Annotated in this window: 16 protein-coding genes and 1 other annotated feature; of the genes, 10 read left to right on the top strand and 6 right to left on the bottom strand. The window is 50.5% G+C overall.

The window, feature by feature from the left end; translation table 11 throughout:
- Positions 1-16: 16 nt before the first annotated feature.
- Positions 17-275 (bottom strand) — a binding site (T-box leader).
- A gap of 82 nt (positions 276-357) precedes the next feature.
- From MKZ24_RS24890 to MKZ24_RS24845, 10 genes are all read left to right on the top strand, one after another.
- Positions 358-1,623, top strand: coding sequence for a serine hydrolase domain-containing protein (locus tag MKZ24_RS24890; protein WP_340787798.1), 1,266 nt, complete (start codon positions 358-360; stop codon positions 1,621-1,623).
- Positions 1,624-1,679: 56 nt separating this feature from the next.
- Complete coding sequence (locus MKZ24_RS24885; protein WP_340787797.1) at positions 1,680-2,555, top strand: MerR family transcriptional regulator; 876 nt, start codon at positions 1,680-1,682, stop codon at positions 2,553-2,555.
- 22 nt (positions 2,556-2,577) lie between these two features.
- A complete protein-coding gene (locus MKZ24_RS24880) occupies positions 2,578-3,174 on the top strand; it encodes a GNAT family N-acetyltransferase (RefSeq protein WP_340787795.1) in 597 nt (198 codons plus the stop codon).
- Between the two features lie 18 nt (positions 3,175-3,192).
- Positions 3,193-3,666 (top strand): GNAT family N-acetyltransferase, encoded by a 474-nt coding sequence (locus MKZ24_RS24875; protein ID WP_042235343.1) that lies wholly within the window; start codon positions 3,193-3,195, stop codon positions 3,664-3,666.
- Between the two features lie 323 nt (positions 3,667-3,989).
- On the top strand, positions 3,990-4,928 hold the full coding sequence (locus MKZ24_RS24870; RefSeq protein ID WP_340787792.1) for a ring-cleaving dioxygenase: 939 nt from the start codon (positions 3,990-3,992) through the stop codon (positions 4,926-4,928).
- A 29-nt stretch (positions 4,929-4,957) separates the two neighbouring features.
- Positions 4,958-5,551 (top strand): flavin reductase family protein, encoded by a 594-nt coding sequence (locus tag MKZ24_RS24865; protein ID WP_340787789.1) that lies wholly within the window; start codon positions 4,958-4,960, stop codon positions 5,549-5,551.
- Positions 5,552-5,853: 302 nt separating this feature from the next.
- Positions 5,854-8,274, top strand: a complete 2,421-nt coding sequence (helD, locus tag MKZ24_RS24860; RefSeq protein ID WP_340787787.1) for an RNA polymerase recycling motor HelD — start codon at positions 5,854-5,856, stop codon at positions 8,272-8,274.
- A gap of 41 nt (positions 8,275-8,315) precedes the next feature.
- Positions 8,316-9,059 (top strand): uracil-DNA glycosylase family protein, encoded by a 744-nt coding sequence (locus MKZ24_RS24855; protein WP_042235350.1) that lies wholly within the window; start codon positions 8,316-8,318, stop codon positions 9,057-9,059.
- 348 nt (positions 9,060-9,407) lie between these two features.
- Positions 9,408-9,827 carry a MerR family transcriptional regulator gene (locus MKZ24_RS24850; RefSeq protein WP_340787784.1) on the top strand — a complete coding sequence of 140 codons (420 nt, stop codon included), beginning with the start codon at positions 9,408-9,410 and terminating at the stop codon, positions 9,825-9,827.
- Entirely contained in the window at positions 9,824-10,354 is a 531-nt protein-coding gene (locus tag MKZ24_RS24845; RefSeq protein WP_340787782.1) for a hypothetical protein, read from the top strand. The genes MKZ24_RS24850 and MKZ24_RS24845 overlap by 4 nt, the downstream gene beginning before the upstream one ends.
- A gap of 521 nt (positions 10,355-10,875) precedes the next feature.
- Here the strand turns inward: MKZ24_RS24845 and MKZ24_RS24840 are convergent.
- The 6 genes from MKZ24_RS24840 to MKZ24_RS24815 form a co-directional block, all read right to left on the bottom strand.
- On the bottom strand, positions 10,876-11,841 hold the full coding sequence (locus tag MKZ24_RS24840) for a hypothetical protein (protein WP_340787779.1): 966 nt from the start codon (positions 11,839-11,841) through the stop codon (positions 10,876-10,878).
- A complete protein-coding gene (locus tag MKZ24_RS24835) occupies positions 11,838-12,332 on the bottom strand; it encodes an RNA polymerase sigma factor (protein WP_340787776.1) in 495 nt (164 codons plus the stop codon). Before MKZ24_RS24835 ends, MKZ24_RS24840 begins: the two co-directional genes overlap by 4 nt.
- A gap of 211 nt (positions 12,333-12,543) precedes the next feature.
- Positions 12,544-15,186: a family 16 glycosylhydrolase gene (locus MKZ24_RS24830; RefSeq protein ID WP_042235354.1), complete on the bottom strand. Its 2,643-nt coding sequence runs from the start codon at positions 15,184-15,186 to the stop codon at positions 12,544-12,546.
- Between the two features lie 168 nt (positions 15,187-15,354).
- Positions 15,355-16,926 carry a response regulator gene (locus MKZ24_RS24825; protein ID WP_340787771.1) on the bottom strand — a complete coding sequence of 524 codons (1,572 nt, stop codon included), beginning with the start codon at positions 16,924-16,926 and terminating at the stop codon, positions 15,355-15,357.
- A 2-nt stretch (positions 16,927-16,928) separates the two neighbouring features.
- On the bottom strand, positions 16,929-18,767 hold the full coding sequence (locus MKZ24_RS24820; RefSeq protein ID WP_340787768.1) for a sensor histidine kinase: 1,839 nt from the start codon (positions 18,765-18,767) through the stop codon (positions 16,929-16,931).
- 140 nt (positions 18,768-18,907) lie between these two features.
- Complete coding sequence (locus MKZ24_RS24815) at positions 18,908-20,578, bottom strand: extracellular solute-binding protein (RefSeq protein WP_340787766.1); 1,671 nt, start codon at positions 20,576-20,578, stop codon at positions 18,908-18,910.
- Positions 20,579-20,619: the final 41 nt, after the last annotated feature.

Raw genomic sequence — 20,619 nt, 5'->3', positions numbered from 1 at the left:
GGGGTCCTCTCATCCTGAAAAGGACGAGAGAACCCCGTGGTACCACCTTAATTAGCCCGGATTGTGATCCGGACCCGCTTAAACGTATCGTGACATCGCTATATGCCCTGAATACGCGTCTCTTGTAACGATGAGACCTTCGCCAAAGCCTACTTCCTGAAGGTTCGGTTTGGATGCTCAGAAGCCCACTTCGGCATAATCCCTACACTGATTCGCACCGGCCATCAGCTCTCTGGAGTATTCGTTATGCGTACTCTCTTCGTCATTGCAAAGTTGTATAATATTGTATTACTGTATTTTTACAACATCTAAGGGTGAATGTCAATTGATAGTTAAAACAGATTAGGGAGTGAGTCCGTGCGGACATTACGTGAAAAGCTTGAGGATTATACGAATGAGTACCTGAAGCTGTGGGATTTTTACGGGGTTATTCAAGTTACCCGGAAGGGCGAAGTACTCTTTGAGAAGGCCTGCGGCTATGCGAGTATTGAGTTTGGAATTAAAAATGATATGCATTCATGCTTCTCACTTGCTTCCATGTCTAAACAGTTTACGGCTTTTGCAGTTATGCTTCTATGTGACAGGCAGGTGCTGGATATCGATCAATCCGCACAGCTATATCTACCTGCAGATCTGAAAATTGATGAGTCTATTACCGTACATCATTTATTGTCACACACATCCGGTTTATATAATTTTTATAATTTTGAGAATGATTTTTTCGGCGGATATAACAGAATGAATTACTCACAGACGGAGTACTTCCAGCAGTATATCAACAAGAAGCCCACAAAGCCGGCGGGTACAGAATATGATTATAATAACTCCAATTATAATTTGCTGGCCTGGATTATTGAGCATGTTTCGGGAGAGAAGTATGGGGATTTCCTTCAAAAGCATCTCTTCCGGCCTTTAGCTATGTCTAACAGCGTTGTTGACGACGGGTGCCGGGTGATGGTTAACAGAGCAAGCAATTATGCCAAGGATTTCGCCGAAACGGTCAAATGCCCGTATCACAACGAGAAGTTCAGCATTGGTGCAGGTGCGGTGGTTTCGGACTGCGAGGATTTGCACAAATGGTATGCCTGTCTGCGGGACCGGAAGCTGCTGTCACCGGAGGCATATGCCAGATTTTTCACCGAGAACGATAACAACTACTGCTATGGCTTGGAGCATCACCACCTTTACGGCCAAGACAGATATGCCCATGGCGGGGATCACCTTGGGGTCAGCACCTATATGCAGAATTTTTTTGCTGAAGACATCTGTATTCTTATTCTGTCAAACAATGAAGCTATTAATCAGTACCGGCTGGGCAATACAATCTCAGATATTCTGCATAATGTTGAGGTGAAGGCTCCGGTTCGGCATCCTGAAGTTCACTTCAGTGAGCGCAGCCTACGGATGTACTGCGGAACGTACCTGGAAGACAAAATCCAGATAGAAATCATAAACGGGAAATTATATTTCACGAGATTCTCCGGCAATTTTCATATTGAGCTCTATCCAGTAGGTGAGGGAGTATTTGTCCAAAGATATTATGACCAGACCCATCCCTACAGGATCGCAGAGAATGAGATGGGTGAGATGACTTTTTTCGGGCACACCAGGATTACTTCTTGATATTGACGCAGCGTCAAGTGATACGATAGCTATGAGATCTCAGAGAGGAGAGCGAAATGAACAGATCTGTTGCTATACAAGAAATGTCGGAGCAGCTGGGGCTGACGAGCCGTACGCTGCGCCACTGGGAAGCGGAAGGGTTATTCCAAAGCGATAGAGATGTTTCCTCCGGTTGGCGTGTGTACGACGAACATGCACTGGCATGTATTCGGATAACAGCGATGCTGCGGAAGATGGACATTCCGATCAAAGAAATAAAGACTGTCCTTATAGCGAATTCAATAGCCGGACTTAGTAAAGTCATAGAGAAGAAAGTGAACTCTCTTAAGAAGCAAAGAGAACAGGTAGGGCTTGTTGAGAAGCAGTTGACCCGGGTCCTGGAATACCTTGAGAGGCAGAACGAAGGAAATCTGGTCCTGGATGATATCCTTATGGAGACGGAGGCTGTATTTATGAGCAGTTTAACGGAACAGCATGTATTCAAAATCATTGACTTAGCACCCATGAGAGTCGCTTTTCATATTGTCGTGGACGTATCCCCCGAGGACAAAGTGATGGGGCCGCTGATGGATTGGCTGAGGTCAGCGAATCTGCTCGGCACGGCGCGTTTCTTCGGCGGGAACATGAAGCCTATGCCCGGCAGTGCCGGCAAACCTTATGGCTATGGAATGTGTGCGACCATTCCTGAGGGCGTTGTTGTGCCGGAGCCCTTTAAGGAAATGACGCTGCCCGGAGGATTATTTGCGATGCTGGAAAGCAGCGACGACATTGGCGGATCATGGAAGACACTGATGAATCAGTTATCACAAAGTAAGAAATACCGCTCTGACCGCGGACGGCTCTGCCTGGAAGAGCATATCCGTAATGATCATCCGGAAGGCAGCGGTAATCTGTATTATTTGAACCTGCTGGAGCCGGTGTTATTGAAATAAGTGTAAACGGCGGACTTCCTTAGTGAAGTTCCGCCTGTTTGCATTCAAGAATCTACATGCAATATATCATGGTGGAATGATGTATTTCATTGTAATATTTGTAAGTGTATTTGAAGAGGAAATGGGGAGGGACATGGGAATAGAATTTAGGAAAATAAGTGAGTTCGGGCGGGGAACACTCTTTGAATTATTGAAAGATGCCTATGCCTTTAATTGCCGGTATGAGCAAAGCTGCCTTGCTGAATGGCGGGAATTTGACAACTTTTTCTTTGATAATCTGCAAATTGCCGATAAATACGGATTCATCACAACGCTAAACGGTGAAGCCATCGGATTTGTTACCTGGGACCCGAGGAACCTGCCAGAGGTTGCGGAAATAGGCCACAACTGCATTGCTTCAGCACACAAAGGTAAAGGTTACAGTAAGATGCAGCTTCAAGAAGCAGTGAATAGAATCCTCCAAAAAGAAGTCCGTAAAATTATTGTAACAACGAATGATGATCTGGTCCCTGCCCGGCGGATGTATGAGAGTATCGGGTTCACTCTGGCGCGTAGAAGACCGAATAATCATATTGCCGGATTGGATGGCGAACACTTGGATTATGTATATTTTGTATAAAATCTGGAGGTACATAGGATGGAAGTGACATTAAGTAAAGCGGTAGTGGAAGATGCGGCGGCGATTCATGAAATGCAAACCCGGGCGTTCCTGCCCCTACTCGAGAAATATCAGGATCATGATACGAACCCGGCCAATGAAACCCTAGAAAGAGTAATGGAGCGGTTCAATCAAGCATGTGTAGATTATTACATCATCCGGAATGCCGGTGTTGCGGCTGGTAGTATTAGAGTCGTGAAGAAAGGGGATAATCATTACTGGATCGGCACAACATTCATCTTGCCGGAATATCAGGGTCAAGGACTTGCCCAGCAAGTTTTCACCCAGATTGAGCGCATCTATGCTGACGCTAAGTCTTGGGGGCTGGCTACCATCGTGCAAGATGAAAGAAACTGCTACTTGTATGAGAAGCTGGGTTACAGAAGAACAGGTGAGACCAAAGAGATCAATGACAAGCTGACGTTGTGCTTTTATGAAAAAAAGCTTGTTTAAGGTTCACGTTAACGTTAAGAGATGAAGCTATAAAATGTTGTATTTATTGCAACTTTGATTCATAAGTAACTAAGTTTTCAAGGGATTGTTGTATGAAAATTTTCGATTAGGGACGTTTTAAGGAGGAGAATGTTGCATTTTGTGCAGGATTGTAAATCGTAAGAGATATAGACAAACGCTTGACAAACGGATTAATAAAAAGTAAAGTGAGAATATAAATTATCTTAACTTAAAGATAATATTCAACCTAATATCTTAAAGTAAAGATATTATAAGCTGTACTAGTTGCTACTTAAAATTTATCAAAACAGGAGTGAATTCAAATGAATAAACAAACTATGGGCATTCATCATATCACCGCAATTGTCGGCCATCCGCAGGAAAATATGGATTTCTATGCAGGCGTATTGGGACTCCGGCTGGTTAAGCAAACCGTCAATTTCGACGATCCCGGAACGTATCACTTTTACTTCGGCAACAATGGTGGCAAGCCGGGGACCATTATCACCTTCTTCCCTTGGGCAGATGCGTATCAGGGTAAAATCGGCGGGGGTCAGGTCGGCGTTACTTCATATGTGATTCCGGTAGGGGCGATGGCTTTCTGGAGAGAAAGACTGACGAAGTTTAAGGTTGCTTTTACCGAAATGGAGCGGTTTGGCGAGCAGTACCTGGAATTCGATGATCCGCATGGTCTTCATCTCGAACTGGTGGAACGGGAGGCAGGAGAACGTAACGAATGGACCTTCGGCGGGGTAACACCAGAGGTTGCGATCAAGGGCTTCGGCGGTGCTACACTACTGTCCACGCATCCGGAACAAACGGCGGAGCTGCTGGAGAAGGTAATGGGACTTACATTCGTAGGACAAGAAGGCGATGTCGCCCGTTACCATTCTACTGCGGACATCGGAAATGTAGTTGAACTCAAGGTAACTGCGGTGCAGCGCGGCGAAATGGGTGTCGGCACCGTGCATCATATTGCCTGGAGAGCGAAGGATGATCAGGATCAGCTTGAATGGCAGGATGTTGTGCATGATAATGGATATGGAGTAACGCCAGTTCAGGACCGGAATTACTTCAATGCCATCTATTTCAGAGAGCATGGGGAGATCCTGTTTGAGATTGCTACTGATCCTCCAGGCTTCGCCCATGATGAATCGCCGGAAACAATGGGTAGCCACCTGATGCTGCCGGAACAATATGAGCCGCACAGAGAACAGCTTGAGCAGGTATTGCTGCCTTTTACCGTAAGAGCAGTAGATTAACCGACTTTCAGAGAAGAGGGGATGCTAAAATGATTTCAATTGATCCACTGCAGAATACCGAGCGGGATAATTATAAGCTTCTCACCGGGAGCATTATCCCGCGGCCGATTGCTTTTGTCACGACGATGTCGGGAGAGGGGAGCTTGAATGGTGCGCCGTTCAGCTATTTCAATATTGTTTCCTCCAATCCGCCGATGATCTCCATCTCGATTCAGCATGCTGCGGGCCAGTCCAAGGATACGGCACGGAATATTAAGCAGACGAAGGAGTTTGTCGTTCATATTGTGGATCAGCAGAATGTCAGGCAGGTAAATATCACCGCAGCGCCCCTGCCTCCGGACCAGAGTGAAGTAGCTTTAGCGGGACTGACGCCGGTAGATAGCCTGCAGATTGCTGTTCCGGGGGTTAAGGAAGCGAAGGTGCGGATGGAATGTACACTTGAGCATTGCCTGGAGCTGCCTAATAATGACCTGATTATCGGCAGGATTGTACAGTTTCATATTGACGAGCAGATCTACGATATGGGGAGAATTGATGCGGTGAAATTAGGAGCGGTAAGCCGTCTGGCGGGGAATAATTATGCAGGGATTGGTGAGATTTACACCATAGAGCGTCCTGTTTAAAAGCTGGGCTGGTAAGCAGGCGTCATAGGGTGTCTGTTATACTCAGTTTCTTATATCTGAACAACAAAAACCCTGGCGCAAGCGCCAGGGTTAATGATGTATCGGGAAGTATTGCATACAAAGAAGTAATATGTTAATGTTAAAGAACTGTTGATTTTTTTTAATGAAAAGAACGGAGGTTATGCATCTTACTTATATTTTAATTATAGCAAATGGACATCCGGTTTGTCAACCCGCCAGTTTGGGATTATTGCAGCGGGGAAGATAAGGAATATCATTCAAGAAAAGGGAGTGGTCGGGTGATGGAGAAGATAAGCAGCTGGGAGCAGGAACAGGAGTGGCTGGAGCAGGTAAAAGAAAAGCTGAAATTGGGGATTGCTAACCTGGAGCCGGAGGTTGGCCGGTTAAAGGAGCAGGCAACAGATATCCGCAAAAGATTCTGGGAAGAGGTAACGGTGAATACCAGCACCCAGGAAGACTTCGAAGAGAGCTTCTTCACCATAACTCAGCAGGATGCCGTCTTATCCGAGCGGGAACGCAGCCACGCGCGGAAGCTGCAGCAGTGGAAGAATATGAAGCGGCTGCTGCCGTCCCCCTATTTCGGGCGGATTGATTTTCATGAGGATGGCCAGAGTGCTGAAGAACAAGTCTATGTCGGTGTCTCCTCCTTCGTAGATACAGACGGGCTGAGCTTTGTGGTCTATGACTGGCGCACTCCGATTGCGAGCCTGTACTATGACTATCCGCCTGGAAAAGCAGCCTTCGACACACCGGGAGGACGGATCAGCGGAACCATGAGTCTGAAGCGGCAGTACCAGATCCGTAACGGCCAGCTTCAGCATCTGTTCGATGCGAATGTAACGATCGGCGACGAATTGCTGCAGCAGGTGCTCGGCAAGGGGGCGGATGCCCAAATGAAAAGTATCGTGGCAACCATCCAGGCGGAGCAGAACGCGATCATCCGCAACGATAACAGCCAGATGCTCATTGTGCAGGGAGCGGCCGGCAGCGGCAAAACATCAGCAGCGCTGCAGCGTGTAGCTTACCTGCTGTATAAACACCGCGAGCGGCTCTCGGCGGATCAGATCGTGCTGTTCTCCCCTAACCCGATGTTCAACAGCTATGTGTCTACTGTTCTCCCCGAACTGGGTGAAGAGAATATGCAGCAGACGACCTTTCAGGAATATCTGGAAACTTGGCTAAGTCCGGAATTCAGGCTTGAAGATCCGTTTGATCAGATTGAATATGTATTGACCGGGGAACAGGACAGGGGTTATGGCTCCCGTCTTCAGGCCATTGAGTATAAGGCATCGGAAGCCTTCCTACGGGCACTTCAGGGCTATTCGCTGTGGCTGAAGCAAGAGGGCATGCGGTTTAACGACATCTGTTTCGGGGACCGCGTGCTGATCTCAGGAGAGCAGATCAAGACCAGGCTGTATAGCTATGATCCTTCGATTCGTCTCCCGAACCGCGTCACCCTGGTGCAGAAATGGCTGCTGGAAGAGCTGTCCAGACTGCAAAAGGAGGAGCAGGGAGCGTCCTGGGTACAGGAGGAGATGAATTACCTCGATAATGAGCAATACGCTAAGGTATACGGCATGCTGCACAGAGAGAAGGGGGTGTTTGACTTTGCTGAGAAATACCTCCGGCTTCAGGAAATGCTGGTGCACAAACGTGAGCTGGATGAGAGTGATTTTGATTATGCCGAACGGGAGGAAGAGCTGCTGGGCCAGATGATCGTGAAGGAGCAGTTCAGACCTCTGAGACGGGGAATCAAGCGGTTCACATTTATCGACATGAGCGGATTATACTGCCAGCTCTTCACTGATGAACAGGCCTACAGGGAAATGACAGGTGAAGCGGAGATGCCGGAGCTTTGGCCGGAGATCTGTGCGCAGACTAAGGATAAGCTGAGCGGGCAGGAACTCTTTTATGAAGATGCGACACCCTATTTGTATTTAAAAGAGCTGATCGAAGGCGTCCGGACGAATACGCAGGTGCGGCATATTTTCGTTGATGAGGGCCAGGACTATTCCATGTTCCAGTATGAGTTTCTCAAAAAGCTGTTTCCCCGCGCCCGTATGACGGTCCTTGGTGATTTCGGCCAGGCGATCTTCACACAGGCGACGAATCTGTCAGGTGAGAGTTCACCGCTGGTTCAGCTATATGGAGCGGCGGAGACTACGCAGTACCAGCTGGTGCGCAGCTACCGCTCGACGTTTGAGATCGTGGAGTTCACGAAGCCGCTGTTGCCCGGCGGTGAGTCGATTGTCCCTTTTGAGCGGAGAGGCAGACAGCCTGTTCTAACTAAGCTGGAGAGCCATGAGACGAAGGCCGAACACATAGTGAAAGATCTTGCCACGCTTCACGCGGAAGGGTACACTTCAATTGCCGTGATTACGAAGACTGCGGCTGAGAGTATAGAAGCTTATAATTTGTTGACCGCCGGAGGTGCCGCTGAGCTGCGGCTGATCACGAAGAACACGCCTACTTTTGAGAAAGGGGTACAGGTGATTCCTGCTTATCTGGCCAAAGGCGTAGAGTTCGACGCTGTGCTGATCTACGATGCTTCCCCGCAGACGTATCAGAGGGAGAGCGAGCGGAAGCTTTTCTATACCGCATGTACAAGGGCGATGCATGTGCTTCAGCTGTACACAACAGGGGAATGGACGCCTTTCATCCGGGAGGTAGACCCGGCATTGTATGAACTGGCGGAGCACTAAGCACAGGTTATACCCTGAGATTTCTTGAAAGGAGTGGATGCATGCTTATTTCCAGTCATTTGAACAAGTATAGACAGACGATTCTTGAGCTCCCGGAAGATAAAAAGCTGTCTAAAGCGGAACTGCTGGCCAGTGATCTGCTCATGAAGCGCAGCGGCCTGCTTGAAATGTATTACGCTCCACACAACGAGTATGTCAATCCTGCTGCCAAAGTAGTGATTATCGGAATTACGCCCGGATGGACACAATTGAGGATAGCGCTGCAGGCAGCCAAAGCCGGTCTTAAAGCTGGACTCTCCGATGAGGCAGTGTGCAGGCTGGCGAAAGAAGCGGCCGGCTTCGCCGGCACCATGAGAACCCATTTAACTGACATGCTGGACGCGCTTGAACTGCATCGATATCTGGGTGCCGAATCTTGCGGGGATTTGTTTCAGGATCAGCATGAGCTGCTGCATACCACTTCTCTGCTGCGGTTTCCGGTTTTTGTAGCGGGGAATAATTATAACGGAACCCATCCCCATCTGTTGACCAACCCTTTTCTGAACCAGACTGCTTTGCGCTCATTGCAAGATGAACTCAGTCTCATGAATCAGCCGATAATCATACCTCTGGGCAAAAATGTAGAGCAGGTGCTTCAGCAGCTTGCGGCGGACGGGGTGCTGGATGCACGAGATTGTCTGTGGGGATTCCCTCATCCTTCCGGCGCCAATGGACATCGACATAAGCAGTTTGCCAGCCATCAGGAGTCCATGCGAAATAAGATACGTGCGCTTAGCGGTAAATGAATAACGCTCTGAATACCATATGATAAAGAAAATATGAACAGTAACCGACCGGCTGCGCAGCAGCTGGTTTTTTGGTATTTAGTAAATTATGATTTTCGTTTGTTGTGGATGAATCCTGCTGAATCTCCTGGATTTCCCCAGACGGGCCAAAGGAGGAAATGAGGAGCATTAGTGCTGTAACGATAGGATATCAAGTTACTCTGACCGGAGAGAGGGAGTTAATGTTCTGGTTTCCGTCTAAGCGGAATGTTGACAACAGATATTGATTACACTAGACTGTAATTAACACACTAAGATGTAATAGAAACAGATGACTGTAACTGATGTTTCTTAAAGAAGGGTGATTTTATGAATACGTATACCGCGAAGCAATTGGCCGAAGTACTGCAAAGCGAAGATCCGCAAATGAATTTGCGGACGGTCAGGTACTACACACAGATTGGTATGCTTCCACCGCTCGAGCTGGTTGGCAACAAGCGGGCGTATACGGATAAGCATCTGCATTATTTACGCGCCATTCTGGTATTGTCCAAGGGCGGCGACACACTCTCCTCGGCTCAAGAGAAATTAGCGGATCTGGCGATGGATGAAGTGATTAAGATTGGTGAGAACCTGCGTTTGTATCAGTCAGACCAGATGATCCGAAACGAAATGTTTGTTGTCAATGAAGATGTGATTCTCTCGGTGAGTCCGCGTATCCCGCCAGCATTGAAAGATAAGATGATCGAAACCGTCACCCGGTTACTTAAGGAGGAGGGACACTCATGATACAAGTCCGCTACGCTAAATCTGCAATTGAAAATGAAGAAGGCATGAATCATCTCTGGCTTCAGATTACTCCGCTGGGTTCAGTCCAGAATGCCCGGGTGCAGATTACTCTGCCGGCAGGACTTCACCGGATGCGTAATCTAAATGGTACCGACGAGGACAACGCAGGGGTGATATCGGTTCTTGATCCGCTGGCTGTAGCGGATCTGTTCCTCGAAATTTTTACACTGGAGCCAATCCCCTGCGGGATGCACTATATTACTGTTGAACTGTCATACAAAGACTGTGTAGGATCGGTCACCAGTATCAGGCAGGAGATTCCGCTTATTGTCGTACCCGAAGAAGAGTCCGGGGATATTGATACCGATGAGGAAGTGGTGCGAAGAATTAAAGGACTGCAGCTTCTGCCTGGCAGTGGTGGGATGAAGGAGGATAACGAATTCCTCCCGGTTAAGCTGATCAGGATGGACTCCAGTACTGTATCCGAATGGGAGAAAAAGTACCGCGTTGAAGGGGCAATTGAATAGTATATTAGTTTTTTAGAGAATCCTGCTCATCATGGGTTAGAAAAGAAGAGCCAGCGGACAAATGACCGCTGGCTAGAAAACCAATTCACCCGTTAGGGTGATTAGAACGAACTGGATAAGCTCAGAGGGGAGGGGAAGCGGAATTAGTTGGATTTCCTCCACTTGCTGATGAACGAATGGTAGCATCTATACCAACAGTTGGAAAAACAACACTTAAATTTGCCCAATTCATCGACAGTAGCAAAAACGAACTAGATTAGATGCTGTTTTTCCACTTGCTTCCGTATATCCCGCGGAACTGGGCTAATTAAGATACCTTTATCCACTTGTTTGCCGCTAAAGAGGTAATTCGGGGGTAAAAGTGCACCTGATTCTGGTGGAAGTGGGCTGTTGCAGCCGTTGGGAGCTCTTCAGCTTCCTACCGCCCGTTGGCTGTATCTCCTCATTGACCCACCTTGGTGTTAGGAGATGAGAGGTTATGTTTCGGCTGTTAAACCAGCTTGCTGCTATTAAGCAGCAACTCAAGGATTCATGCTGTTCCACAGCGCCTGGAAAGCACCGGATTCGACTTCGAAGAATACCGGAGCATTGCCGTAGCGTACCAGTCCCTGGCCGAATAGGGTCAGCTCCACCCGGGCCTTGTCATCCAGCTGCAGGTAGATGATCTTGCGGTCTTCACTGTCATAGATGCCTTGCTCCGTCAGCGGCTCTGCTGCCAGTGGTTTGGCGGCATTAAGCGCGCTCAGGAAGCCATCCAGCGCGGCACCCTCCGGCAGCGGCAGGTACTGCTGCTGGCCGTTGTTCCAGCTGCTGAAGCTCTCCCACTGGGCGGAGGCAATGCGGCCTTCCAGATTCAGCTTGCCGAACAGATCAGCGCCGCTGCTTATTGTAATGCCATTCGTGTGTTCATACAGCTCCGCATATACCTGGCCATCAATCTCCGTATAGGACATCACCATGAATCCGGAATCGTATCCCTTTACGGCATAGATATCCGCTTCGCCAATATTGGAGGCCAGCTCGATATACTCATCCTTGCCGCTCCATTCATCAATGCCGCCGGACGTCCTGCCCAGCTTCTCGCCGCGCAGTGCTGCGGCATCGGCCGCATCGATACGGGTCGCCGCTTGAGTATAGATATTGCCCTTATATACGACAAGGGCGATCATATCTGCTGAAACACCGGAGCTTTTATCCGGCAGCTCTATCTTGGGAATGACGATGCCTGCCGAGGTACCCGCAGCGGGCGTGCCCGGATCTACCTGAGCCACTTGACCCGGGGAGGCCGTTCCATTCAGCTGCTGCATAATGCTTGGTCCGGCTAAGCCGATTCCGGCAGCGAGCAGTACACTTGCTGCCACATAGACGATTTTACGCGGACGGCGTTTTTGCTCCATTTTATCGACGAATCCTTGTTTCATTGTTTCACTGGATTTCATTGAATTCACCGCTTTCTTATAGTTTGTGCGAAATTCTTCTTCCTTCACTCCGGTTCCGCTCCTTCCAGCTCCAGTTTTAACAGCTGACGTCCCCGCTGAAGTCTCATCTTCACGGCAGACTCGCTGATTTGCAGAATCCTGCTGATCTCCTGGATGGGGTAATCCTCGTAATAATACAGATGGATCACCGTTTTATACTTTACCGGCATCGCCAGCACCAGCTGCAGGATCGCCATATCCTCGGGGGTGTCGGCCGCGGCCGGCTCAGTGCCCTCCAGCTTGACTTCGCGCTTGCGCCAGCCTCTGCCCAGCAGATTTTTACAATGATTGGTGATTACCCGGATCAGCCATGCCTTCTGATGTTCGTCATCCTTAAATGCGGGAGCTTTCTCCATCAGCTTGATGAAGGTGTCCTGCGTGGCTTCTTCGGCATCCTGGCGGCTGCCCAGATGGATCAGGGCAATCCGGTACAGCATCTCTGCGTATTTTTCGTAGCTTGCCATCACATGATTGCCCGGCCGGGTCATGGGTTGCTGCATGAGGTTATGCCCTCCTTTACCTATAACACCCTTAAGGACGGCATTTGGTCACATTTTGTTTCCGGTAATTTATTAGGCTCTGTATTACTGTTGCCTTGAAGTGAAAATAGAACAGGGGATGGGGAAGTCCTAAGACTTCCCCATCCCCTGTATTAGCGGTCATATGAAGCGGCCATACGTTCAGCCGCTTATCTGTTCCAGGATGCTCTTCCTACTCCGGGGTTCCTTGGGTCACCCCGTGCACATAAGTCTGCCATGGGGAATCCAGTGCCCCCTGACCCGGGTTGTACGTGAAGAAGTATTCCACGGTATCACCCTGCTGAAGGTTATTTACCGCGTAGGTGTAGTTGCCGTTGCCCGCGGAGGTCATTGCGACGTTCTGCTGTCCGCCGTTGTTAATTTTGTAATGCAGGTCGGCGAAGGTTGCGCCGTTCACATAGAACAGCAGGTTATTGCCTGTTTTTTTCAGGCCGCGCACCTGATCGCCGATCACAATGACCGCCGGAGGAGGGGACACAACCGTAATCGTGCTGGAGGCGGTTTTGTTGCCGTCTGCCGTTGTTGCCGTAACAGTTGCGGTACCCGGTGCAAGACCGGTTACGAGACCATTCTGGTTCACGGAGGCGGTACTGCTGTTGGATACGGTCCAGGCAACCTGTTGGTTAGTTGCACCAGACGGTGCCACATTGGCGGTCAGCTGGACGCTCTGTCCGGCCTGCACCTGGGCGGTGGAAGGGGTTACGGTGACACCACTAACCGGAACGTTGCCGGGATTGCCCGGATTCCCGCCGCCGCTGCCTTCCTTGTAGACCCGTACATAATCTACCTGCATCGTTGCCGGGATATCAGACGGAGCGGGGGAGAGCCCGCCGTCAAAATGTCCGCCGACCGCCAGATTCATAATCAGATAGAAGGGCTGGTCGAAGGGGGCATTTGGATTGTTCGGTGCCGCTACGGAATACCATTGCTCTCTGTTGACCTTGAAGAAGAATTTACCGTCCACATACCATTTCACATTGTCTTCTTCCCAGACGATGGAATAGACGTGATAATCGTTCGCGAAGGTCTGCCCCTCAGAGAAGTGATATTCACCGGAAATATACCGGTTCACAGGCCATTGTCCACCGAAATGTACGGCGCCGCTGGTCGTGCCGGGAAGCCGTCCCTTGGCTTCCATAATATCGATTTCACCGGATGCGGCCCATGCCCCGTAAGCAGCATCTTCCGGAAGCATCCACAGTGCAGGCCAGATCCCATTGCCTGTAGGCAGCTTAGCCCGAATGTCCACCCGGCCGTACTGGAAGGACAGATGATCCTTGGTGTTGATTTTGCCGGAGGAATACTGCGCATACCGGCTCGGGTCCTGCGGGAAGGACTTTGGCTCATTAATGGCCTTGATATTCAGCTGTCCGTTCTGGAGAAATACATTCTGGGTACTGTTCGTATAATGCTGCAGCTCGGCATTGCCCCAGCCCCAGCTATTGGGATCACTCGTGATATAGTACCCCTGCTCATAATTCCATTTGCCGGTGTCGAGCGCTGTCCCGCTGAACTCATCCTGCCAGAGGAGGTTCATACCTGCTACGGCAGGGTCCGAAGGTGTTCCGAGCGTAATATCTTCCTGGTCGCTTTCATCGGGACGCGGGGCATTGGGATTACCGGTGAAGGTGTAATAGACATAATTGCTGCCGACATTTCCGCCTTGCTGCCCGTTCAGCGGATACCCGATGCGGATTTCCATATTCACCTGGATCGGCTGGAACCACAGGCCATAGATGTAATCGGCCCAGTAGCCCCACTGGTTGGCAGCGGACATATTATTATAGCCGTTGCCGGCATAGACGAATCCGCTCTGTCCGGAATTGCTCAGATCCACCCACTGGCCGCCCGCTTTGATCTGATAGACGAATTTGCCAAGCTCGCTGCCAACCGGTGCGCCTCCGTCTATTTTAGGAAGGGGGAAGCCGATGGAGCCGTTGTTATCCGCTGTGTAAGCTGTGCCGTCGTAAGCAGTCAGTACGTACGAATTTCTAACAGGTGTATTAAAGGTGATGGTATAGATGAGATTCGCGGAAGAGGTCTTGGAGGCCAGTTTGACATTCATGGATTCAGTAACGGTAAACCAATAGCCTCCGCCACCATCGGTGAACTGGCCGAAGTTGCTGTCATAAATCCAGCCGCTGGCTGCGTTATTATCAATATCAATCCAGGTGCTACTGTTAACAGGTTTCACGTACACCTTCAGATCATCCGCCACGGCTTCATAAGTTAAGGCCGGATCATTGTTGAAGGTAGGGTAGGTAAAGCCTGCGCTGCCTGTAAAGCCTGCTGTAATCTGCGGCCCTTGTGTAGGCGCCATAGCCGAGATGGTTGTTGTGTTCAGGTTCTGAAAGGCCAGTGTGTAATTAAGTGTGACCGCGCTATTAGCCTTGGAGTAGAGCTGGATCTCGGTTGTTGCGGAGAGCGTGAACCAGTAGCCGTTCATCCCGCCGTCACTCCAGTGCCCCCAGTTCTGGTTGTAGACATAGCCGCCTGCGCTGTCGATGTCTATCCAGTTGCCGCTTACTTTCACTTTGACGCCCACATCGTCCGATACATCACTCCAGGTGGCGGAGCCGCCGTTGAACACTGGCATTACGAAACCGTAGCTCGCTTGTCCAACCCCTGATTTGGAGATAACTGGACCGTCTGCCGCTGAAAAATAGGTCATGGAGCTAACAGTGACACCTGCTGCTGCTGCAGTCTGAATTCTCGAAGCAGGCCACAGGCCGATGCCGGCCAGCATCACTAAGCTCAGGAACAAACATAATACCTTCTGTTTAAATCCGATATCCGTTAGGTGAAGTCGCTTCATACTTGCCCTCCTTTAATTAAATGGTAGTGAAGGTAACCGCTTACATGTGAGAGAACATCTTTATTCTATCGAAACTAATATCGCGCTAAAAGGGACAATACTTTTTGTTATGACCCAATTTTTTGGCTTTTGCTCACAAGGACTTCATCTGGCAGCGTTTCCCTTGGTCTATAGCACGTTATCCTGGTAATCGCCCTCTCTGCCATGCCTGCGGCGGATCAGCTGCCGGTATTCCGTGGGTTGCATATGCATCACATCCCGGAAGGCCCGTGTGAAGCTTTTGTAGCTTTCATATCCGACCATGGAGGCAATCTCGACGATCTTATGGTCCGTTTCTGCAAGCAGACGCCGGGCTTTATCCAGACGCACATCACGCAGGTATTCGGCGAAGCCTTTGCCGATATTCTTCTTGAACTGGTTGGAGAAATAAGCGTAATTCAGCGACACATGGTTGGACACCATCGCGAGATCCAGCGGCTTGTGGTAATTCTCGTGGATGAAACGGATAGCTTCGTTCAAGTCCTGAGAGTTGCGGTAGCTGCATTTGTATTCATAATAAAATTGGTTCAGCCGGAGCAGCTGCTGCTGCAGCGCCTGAATATAATCGCGGATGCCCGGATAGTCGAACAGGTTGCGCAGAGAGTCTAAGTCCAGCGCTTCTTCTCCCATGTACGGGCGGATTACACGCTCATATTCCTCCATCATCTGGACTACGGCCCGGCATAGCTGCTGTGTATATCGAATGTGATACCGCTGCAGTACATCCTTATGGAATAGGCCGGAGATTCCTTGCGTAATTCTGCCACCATTCTTAGTGCCGGTTAACTGGAACAGGGCATACAGCTCCTCATAGGGGAGCTCCCACTGCTGCTCCAGCCGCTCAATATGCGCGGGCAGGAGGCAACGTTTATCTGGAAACAGGAAGCTATGGCGGTACAGCTCCAATGCCAGCGTATAGCTGCCCGGAAGCTCCCTTAATCCCTGTTGCGGGCGGGTCATTGCGGTAATGGCCTCAATCTGCTCGGTTTGGAGCGCAGCAGGGAAGACCCCCGGATCTATGGCTGCATCAACCGCCAGGATCAGGTGGGGGCGGTGCTGAAGACAGATACAACCCTGTCTGCCATATACGCGGTAAGCAATAGATTCTATGCTATGGCTGCTGCTGGCACCCGGCTGGTTAATCCACAGCTCCTCGCGCAGAATGCAGAGCCGGTAGCTGCGCCATAGCTCTGCATTCTGCTGCTCAGTCGTGTCAATCCACGTTTCATCACCCGCCGCGCCTTGCATATACATGCGCAGCTCCTTACGGTCAGACTCCATGGCGCGGCGAGACAACTGCTCGAGATTACGCGAGAGCGACATTCGTGTCTGAATTTCCTGCCAGACATGCTCCACCGAGGACTGCAAATCCTCCCGCTTCACAGGCTTGAGCAGATAACCCTTAGCCCCAAGCTCAATGGCCTTCTGGGCATAGGTGAAATCGCTGTAGCCGCTAATAATCAGATAATCAACCTTAATACATTCCTCTTTGGTCTGAGCCATGAGCTCCAGGCCATCCATATCAGGCATCCGGATATCGGTAATCACGAGCTGGATGCTGTGCTGACGCAATAGCTCCAGTGCCTCAATTCCGCTCACAGCGCTGTATATATGGTCAAGCTGCAGAGGGAATTGGCGCAGCATAGCCTGCAGGCCGTCACGGATCTGCTTTTGATCATCCACAACCAGAATATTGATCATGCCTACCATCCTCCAAGATTCACATTTTCCCAAGGGAGCCGTATGGTTACGCAGGTATAGGCGCTCTGCACGCTGTCAATCCAAAGTCCGCAGCCCTTGCCGTAATGCAGTTGCAGGCGCTTATGCACGTTCTCCAGACCCAGCCCGTTCTTGCTGGTAATAATCGGCGTATCCGAGTCACCCCGCAGCACAGACTGCAGCCTCTCCAGCATCTGCGGATCAATACCTGCGCCGTCATCGCGGACCTCTATCAGCAGCAGGCTATCATTCTCTACCCTTACAGTAATTTGGATATGTACACTGCCGCCTGCAGGGGCTGCGTGATGCACGGCATTCTCTACGATAGGCTGCATGCACATTTTGGGAATCGTATAGCGCTGCACCTCCGGGGGAAGAGCGGCTGACAATTCAATGCTTCCGCCTTCCATGAAGTTGATGAACCGGATATAGCTGTGGATGTTGGCAAGCTCTTCACTGAGGGCAACCGTATCGCTGCGCCACTGCATGCTATAACGCAGCAGAGAGCCTAAAGAGACCAGTGCACCCGCAATAGCCGGCTGCTGCTGGACCTCCGCATGCATCCGGATCGACTCCAGGGCGTTGTACAGGAAATGGGAATTGATCTGTGAGTGCAGGGAGTGGAGCTGCGCGTTCTTGGCGATAAGCTGTTTATCCACCACCTGTGTCATCAGGTGCTGGATTTCGTCCAGCATATTATTGTAGCTGACGGCCACGTAGTCGATTTCGTCACCGGTTTCGTTATGCCGGAGTCCTGTATCAATCTTCGCATCCAATTGCCCCCTGCGTACCTTGCGCATAGAGACGAGCACCTTCTCCAGCCGCCGGAATATACGCCGGGTCATCTGTGAAACGAGCAGCAGCATAAGCAGCAGCACACAGGAGGTGACGGTGATCACAATCAGGTACCAGTTCCGCGGGCCCTGCATCAGCGCCTGATGGGAGGCGATATCGACCACATAGGCGTTCAGAGGAGCGATGTAGCGATACAGCGCGTAGTAGGTTTGATCCCCGGAGTGAATCTTAATCGGGTTATTCTGCTGCAGCACATCCAGCTTTTCGTGAATCCGGCTAAGAATTCCGTCCAGCTTCTCCCTGGCATTCTGCGGGAACTCATGCCCCGGATTGTATACATTCCGGAAAGCACTCGTTCCGTCCATTACTACGGTGAAGAAATCTCCGTGGGTGTCTTCAAGCAGATCGCTGAAAAAAACACTGTGCCTGGCGCGGATTTCCATAATCGTAGGGAGCTTCTGCTGTTGGCCCTGAAGCCTCACCAGCCTGTAGTAGGATAACGTATCCTCGCCATCCTTAAAGGCGGATAAGCGGAAGGCGGCCCCACCTTCATCCCGGAGCGTCATCCAGTAATCCTGCGGCCAAAACTTGCTGTAATGGTAGATTTCAGGCCAGATTTCGTATACATCCGGGTTATCGACATAGAAGCTTAGCTCACTTATCAGCTCATGGCTTTGAATGATATTATGCATCTGCTCATACTGGTCTTGCTTGAATTTCACGAGCCGCAGGCCGTCCCCGCGCATATTGGTGTGGATGAAATCCACAAATCCCTTCTGGGTCAGAGCGGTGGAGGAAGCGTTCTCAAGAATATCCATCCGGCTGCGCAGCCGCTCATTCAGGCGCGCTACATGATTGCTGCCCTCCGCCATAGCTTCCTTGTAGAGCTGGCTTTCCTGCGTGCGGATGAATAAAAAGGAGACCACAAACGCAGGTATGGCAATCATGAGGCTGAAGGCCAAAAACAGCTTGGTTGAGATGCGGGAATTCCGGTAAAGCTTCCTCATCGTAGTCAGCAAATACTTCATCTGGTTACCCTCCCATCCCTGTAATATACCATATATTACAAACCGGCTGGTAGGTAATAAGGCGTTGCGGCGTAAGGGGAGAAACCCCTCTAAGCAGGGAAGACCGGCCGCCATTCCGGCCGCCGGCATAGTTTAAGACATTATTCCGCCATTTTGGCTTTGCGTGCATCCAGCTCCGTCTGGCGGTACTCCTGAACCTGCTCGAAGCCATAGCTGTCGCGGCGGGACAGGAAGCTGTCGAAGATTTTGTCAAAAGCAGCTTCGTCCTTGGCCGTAATCAGCTCAGGGAGTACTTCTTCCCAGTTCTGGGAGATACGCGCCCAAGCCACCGCTACATCCGAATCGCCAAGCGGGTCCAGCCCTTTGTAGATACCGCTGTCGATATCGGCCTGTGCGTTCGCGAAGTCTTCCATCTGCTTGATCACAGGCGCTTTCTCCGGTCTCCACTGGTTGACGATAACAGGATTGCGCATCATCCAGTAGGTATCCAGTATGCCGTATTCCTTCTCCAGCTTCTCGATATTGCTGCCCAGCATGTCTGTGAATTCAGCCTTCAGCTGCGGTTTGCCGTCCACCGTATCCCAGGTTTCGCCTTCCTTGCCGAGAAACAGGTCACGCTGGCCCTCTTCACTGGCGAGGTAGGTCAGGAAGCGGATCGCACGCTCCGGATGCTCGGTGGATTTGCTGATCATGGTTACCATCCAGCCGTCCATGTTGCCGGGGAACAGCTTGGCACTGTCACCTTTGCTGTTCTGCGGCCCGTCAACTGCGATGTAGTTGGAGTCCGGATTAGCACCCGCAGCCAGCATCGGATTGACAGCCGTCATGCCGGTCCATTCGCGGATCATCATGAAGTAGCGGGCGTTGTTCGTTTTCTCTTCCACCTGGGTATCGGAATCCACCAGGAAATCTACGTTAAGCAGTCCGCGCTCGTAAGCGGTACGGAAGGTTTTGAGCCAGGCGATATAATCCGGGTCGGTCACCCGGTCATATACGCTGCCGTCTTTCTCATGCGGAACGGCCAACAGATTCTGCAGATATTCCGTCATCCCGTAAGGGACATTTCCCTGGGCGAAAAAGGGGCTTATAGGCTGACCCTTATACTCGGAATACTTATCCTTCAGCAGCTGCAGCGCACCCAGGAAGCCCTCCGGGGTACTGAGGTCCGGACTGCCCATTTCCTCGTACAGATCTTTGCGGACCAGGAAGGTCTGATTGGCGGCCGTCATGCCGGTCTCATGCATCAGGTTGGGGCTGTAGGAGTCATTCGGAACCCCATAAGTGTTGCCGTTCTCCTGGCGGTACCACTTCAGCGTACCGTCACCTGCGACCTTGTAGAAGTAAGGGTCGTACTGATCGGCCAATTCATTGAGGGCATAGACATGATCGCCTTCCCACAGCTTTTTGACAGCGGTTTCCCAGGAACCCATAGAAATAAGGTCCGGAAGCTTGCCCGATGTCATCATTAGAGTAATTTGCTCGTTAGCTTCACCGGAAGGTACCTCCAGCTTGACATTGACACCTGTTTTCTCCGTTACATATTTGGAAGCCAGGCTCTCGCCCCAGGTGTGTGCATACCAGTTCGCTCCAACAAACCAGGTTAAATCGATAGGGCTGGTATCAAGCTTCCAGGCGGGTTCATCAGGATTCTGAGTGGCTTCTGCCTGAGGCGCCGGTGTAGTATCAGCCTGCGGCGCAGTTGTGGGTGCGCTTTCCTTATTGGCGGAATTGCTGCTGCAAGCGGCCATAGTTAACGTTAGGATTACAGCCAGAATAATGGCTAAGAATGGTTTGACAGATTTGCTTTTCAAGGCATAATCATCCTTTCTGTATGTGTGTAGAATGCTTCATT

The organism is Paenibacillus sp. FSL R7-0297 (genome assembly GCF_038009025.1).
Lineage (GTDB): Bacteria > Bacillota > Bacilli > Paenibacillales > Paenibacillaceae > Paenibacillus_AQ.
This window is presented reverse-complemented; position numbering and strand designations above follow the sequence as displayed.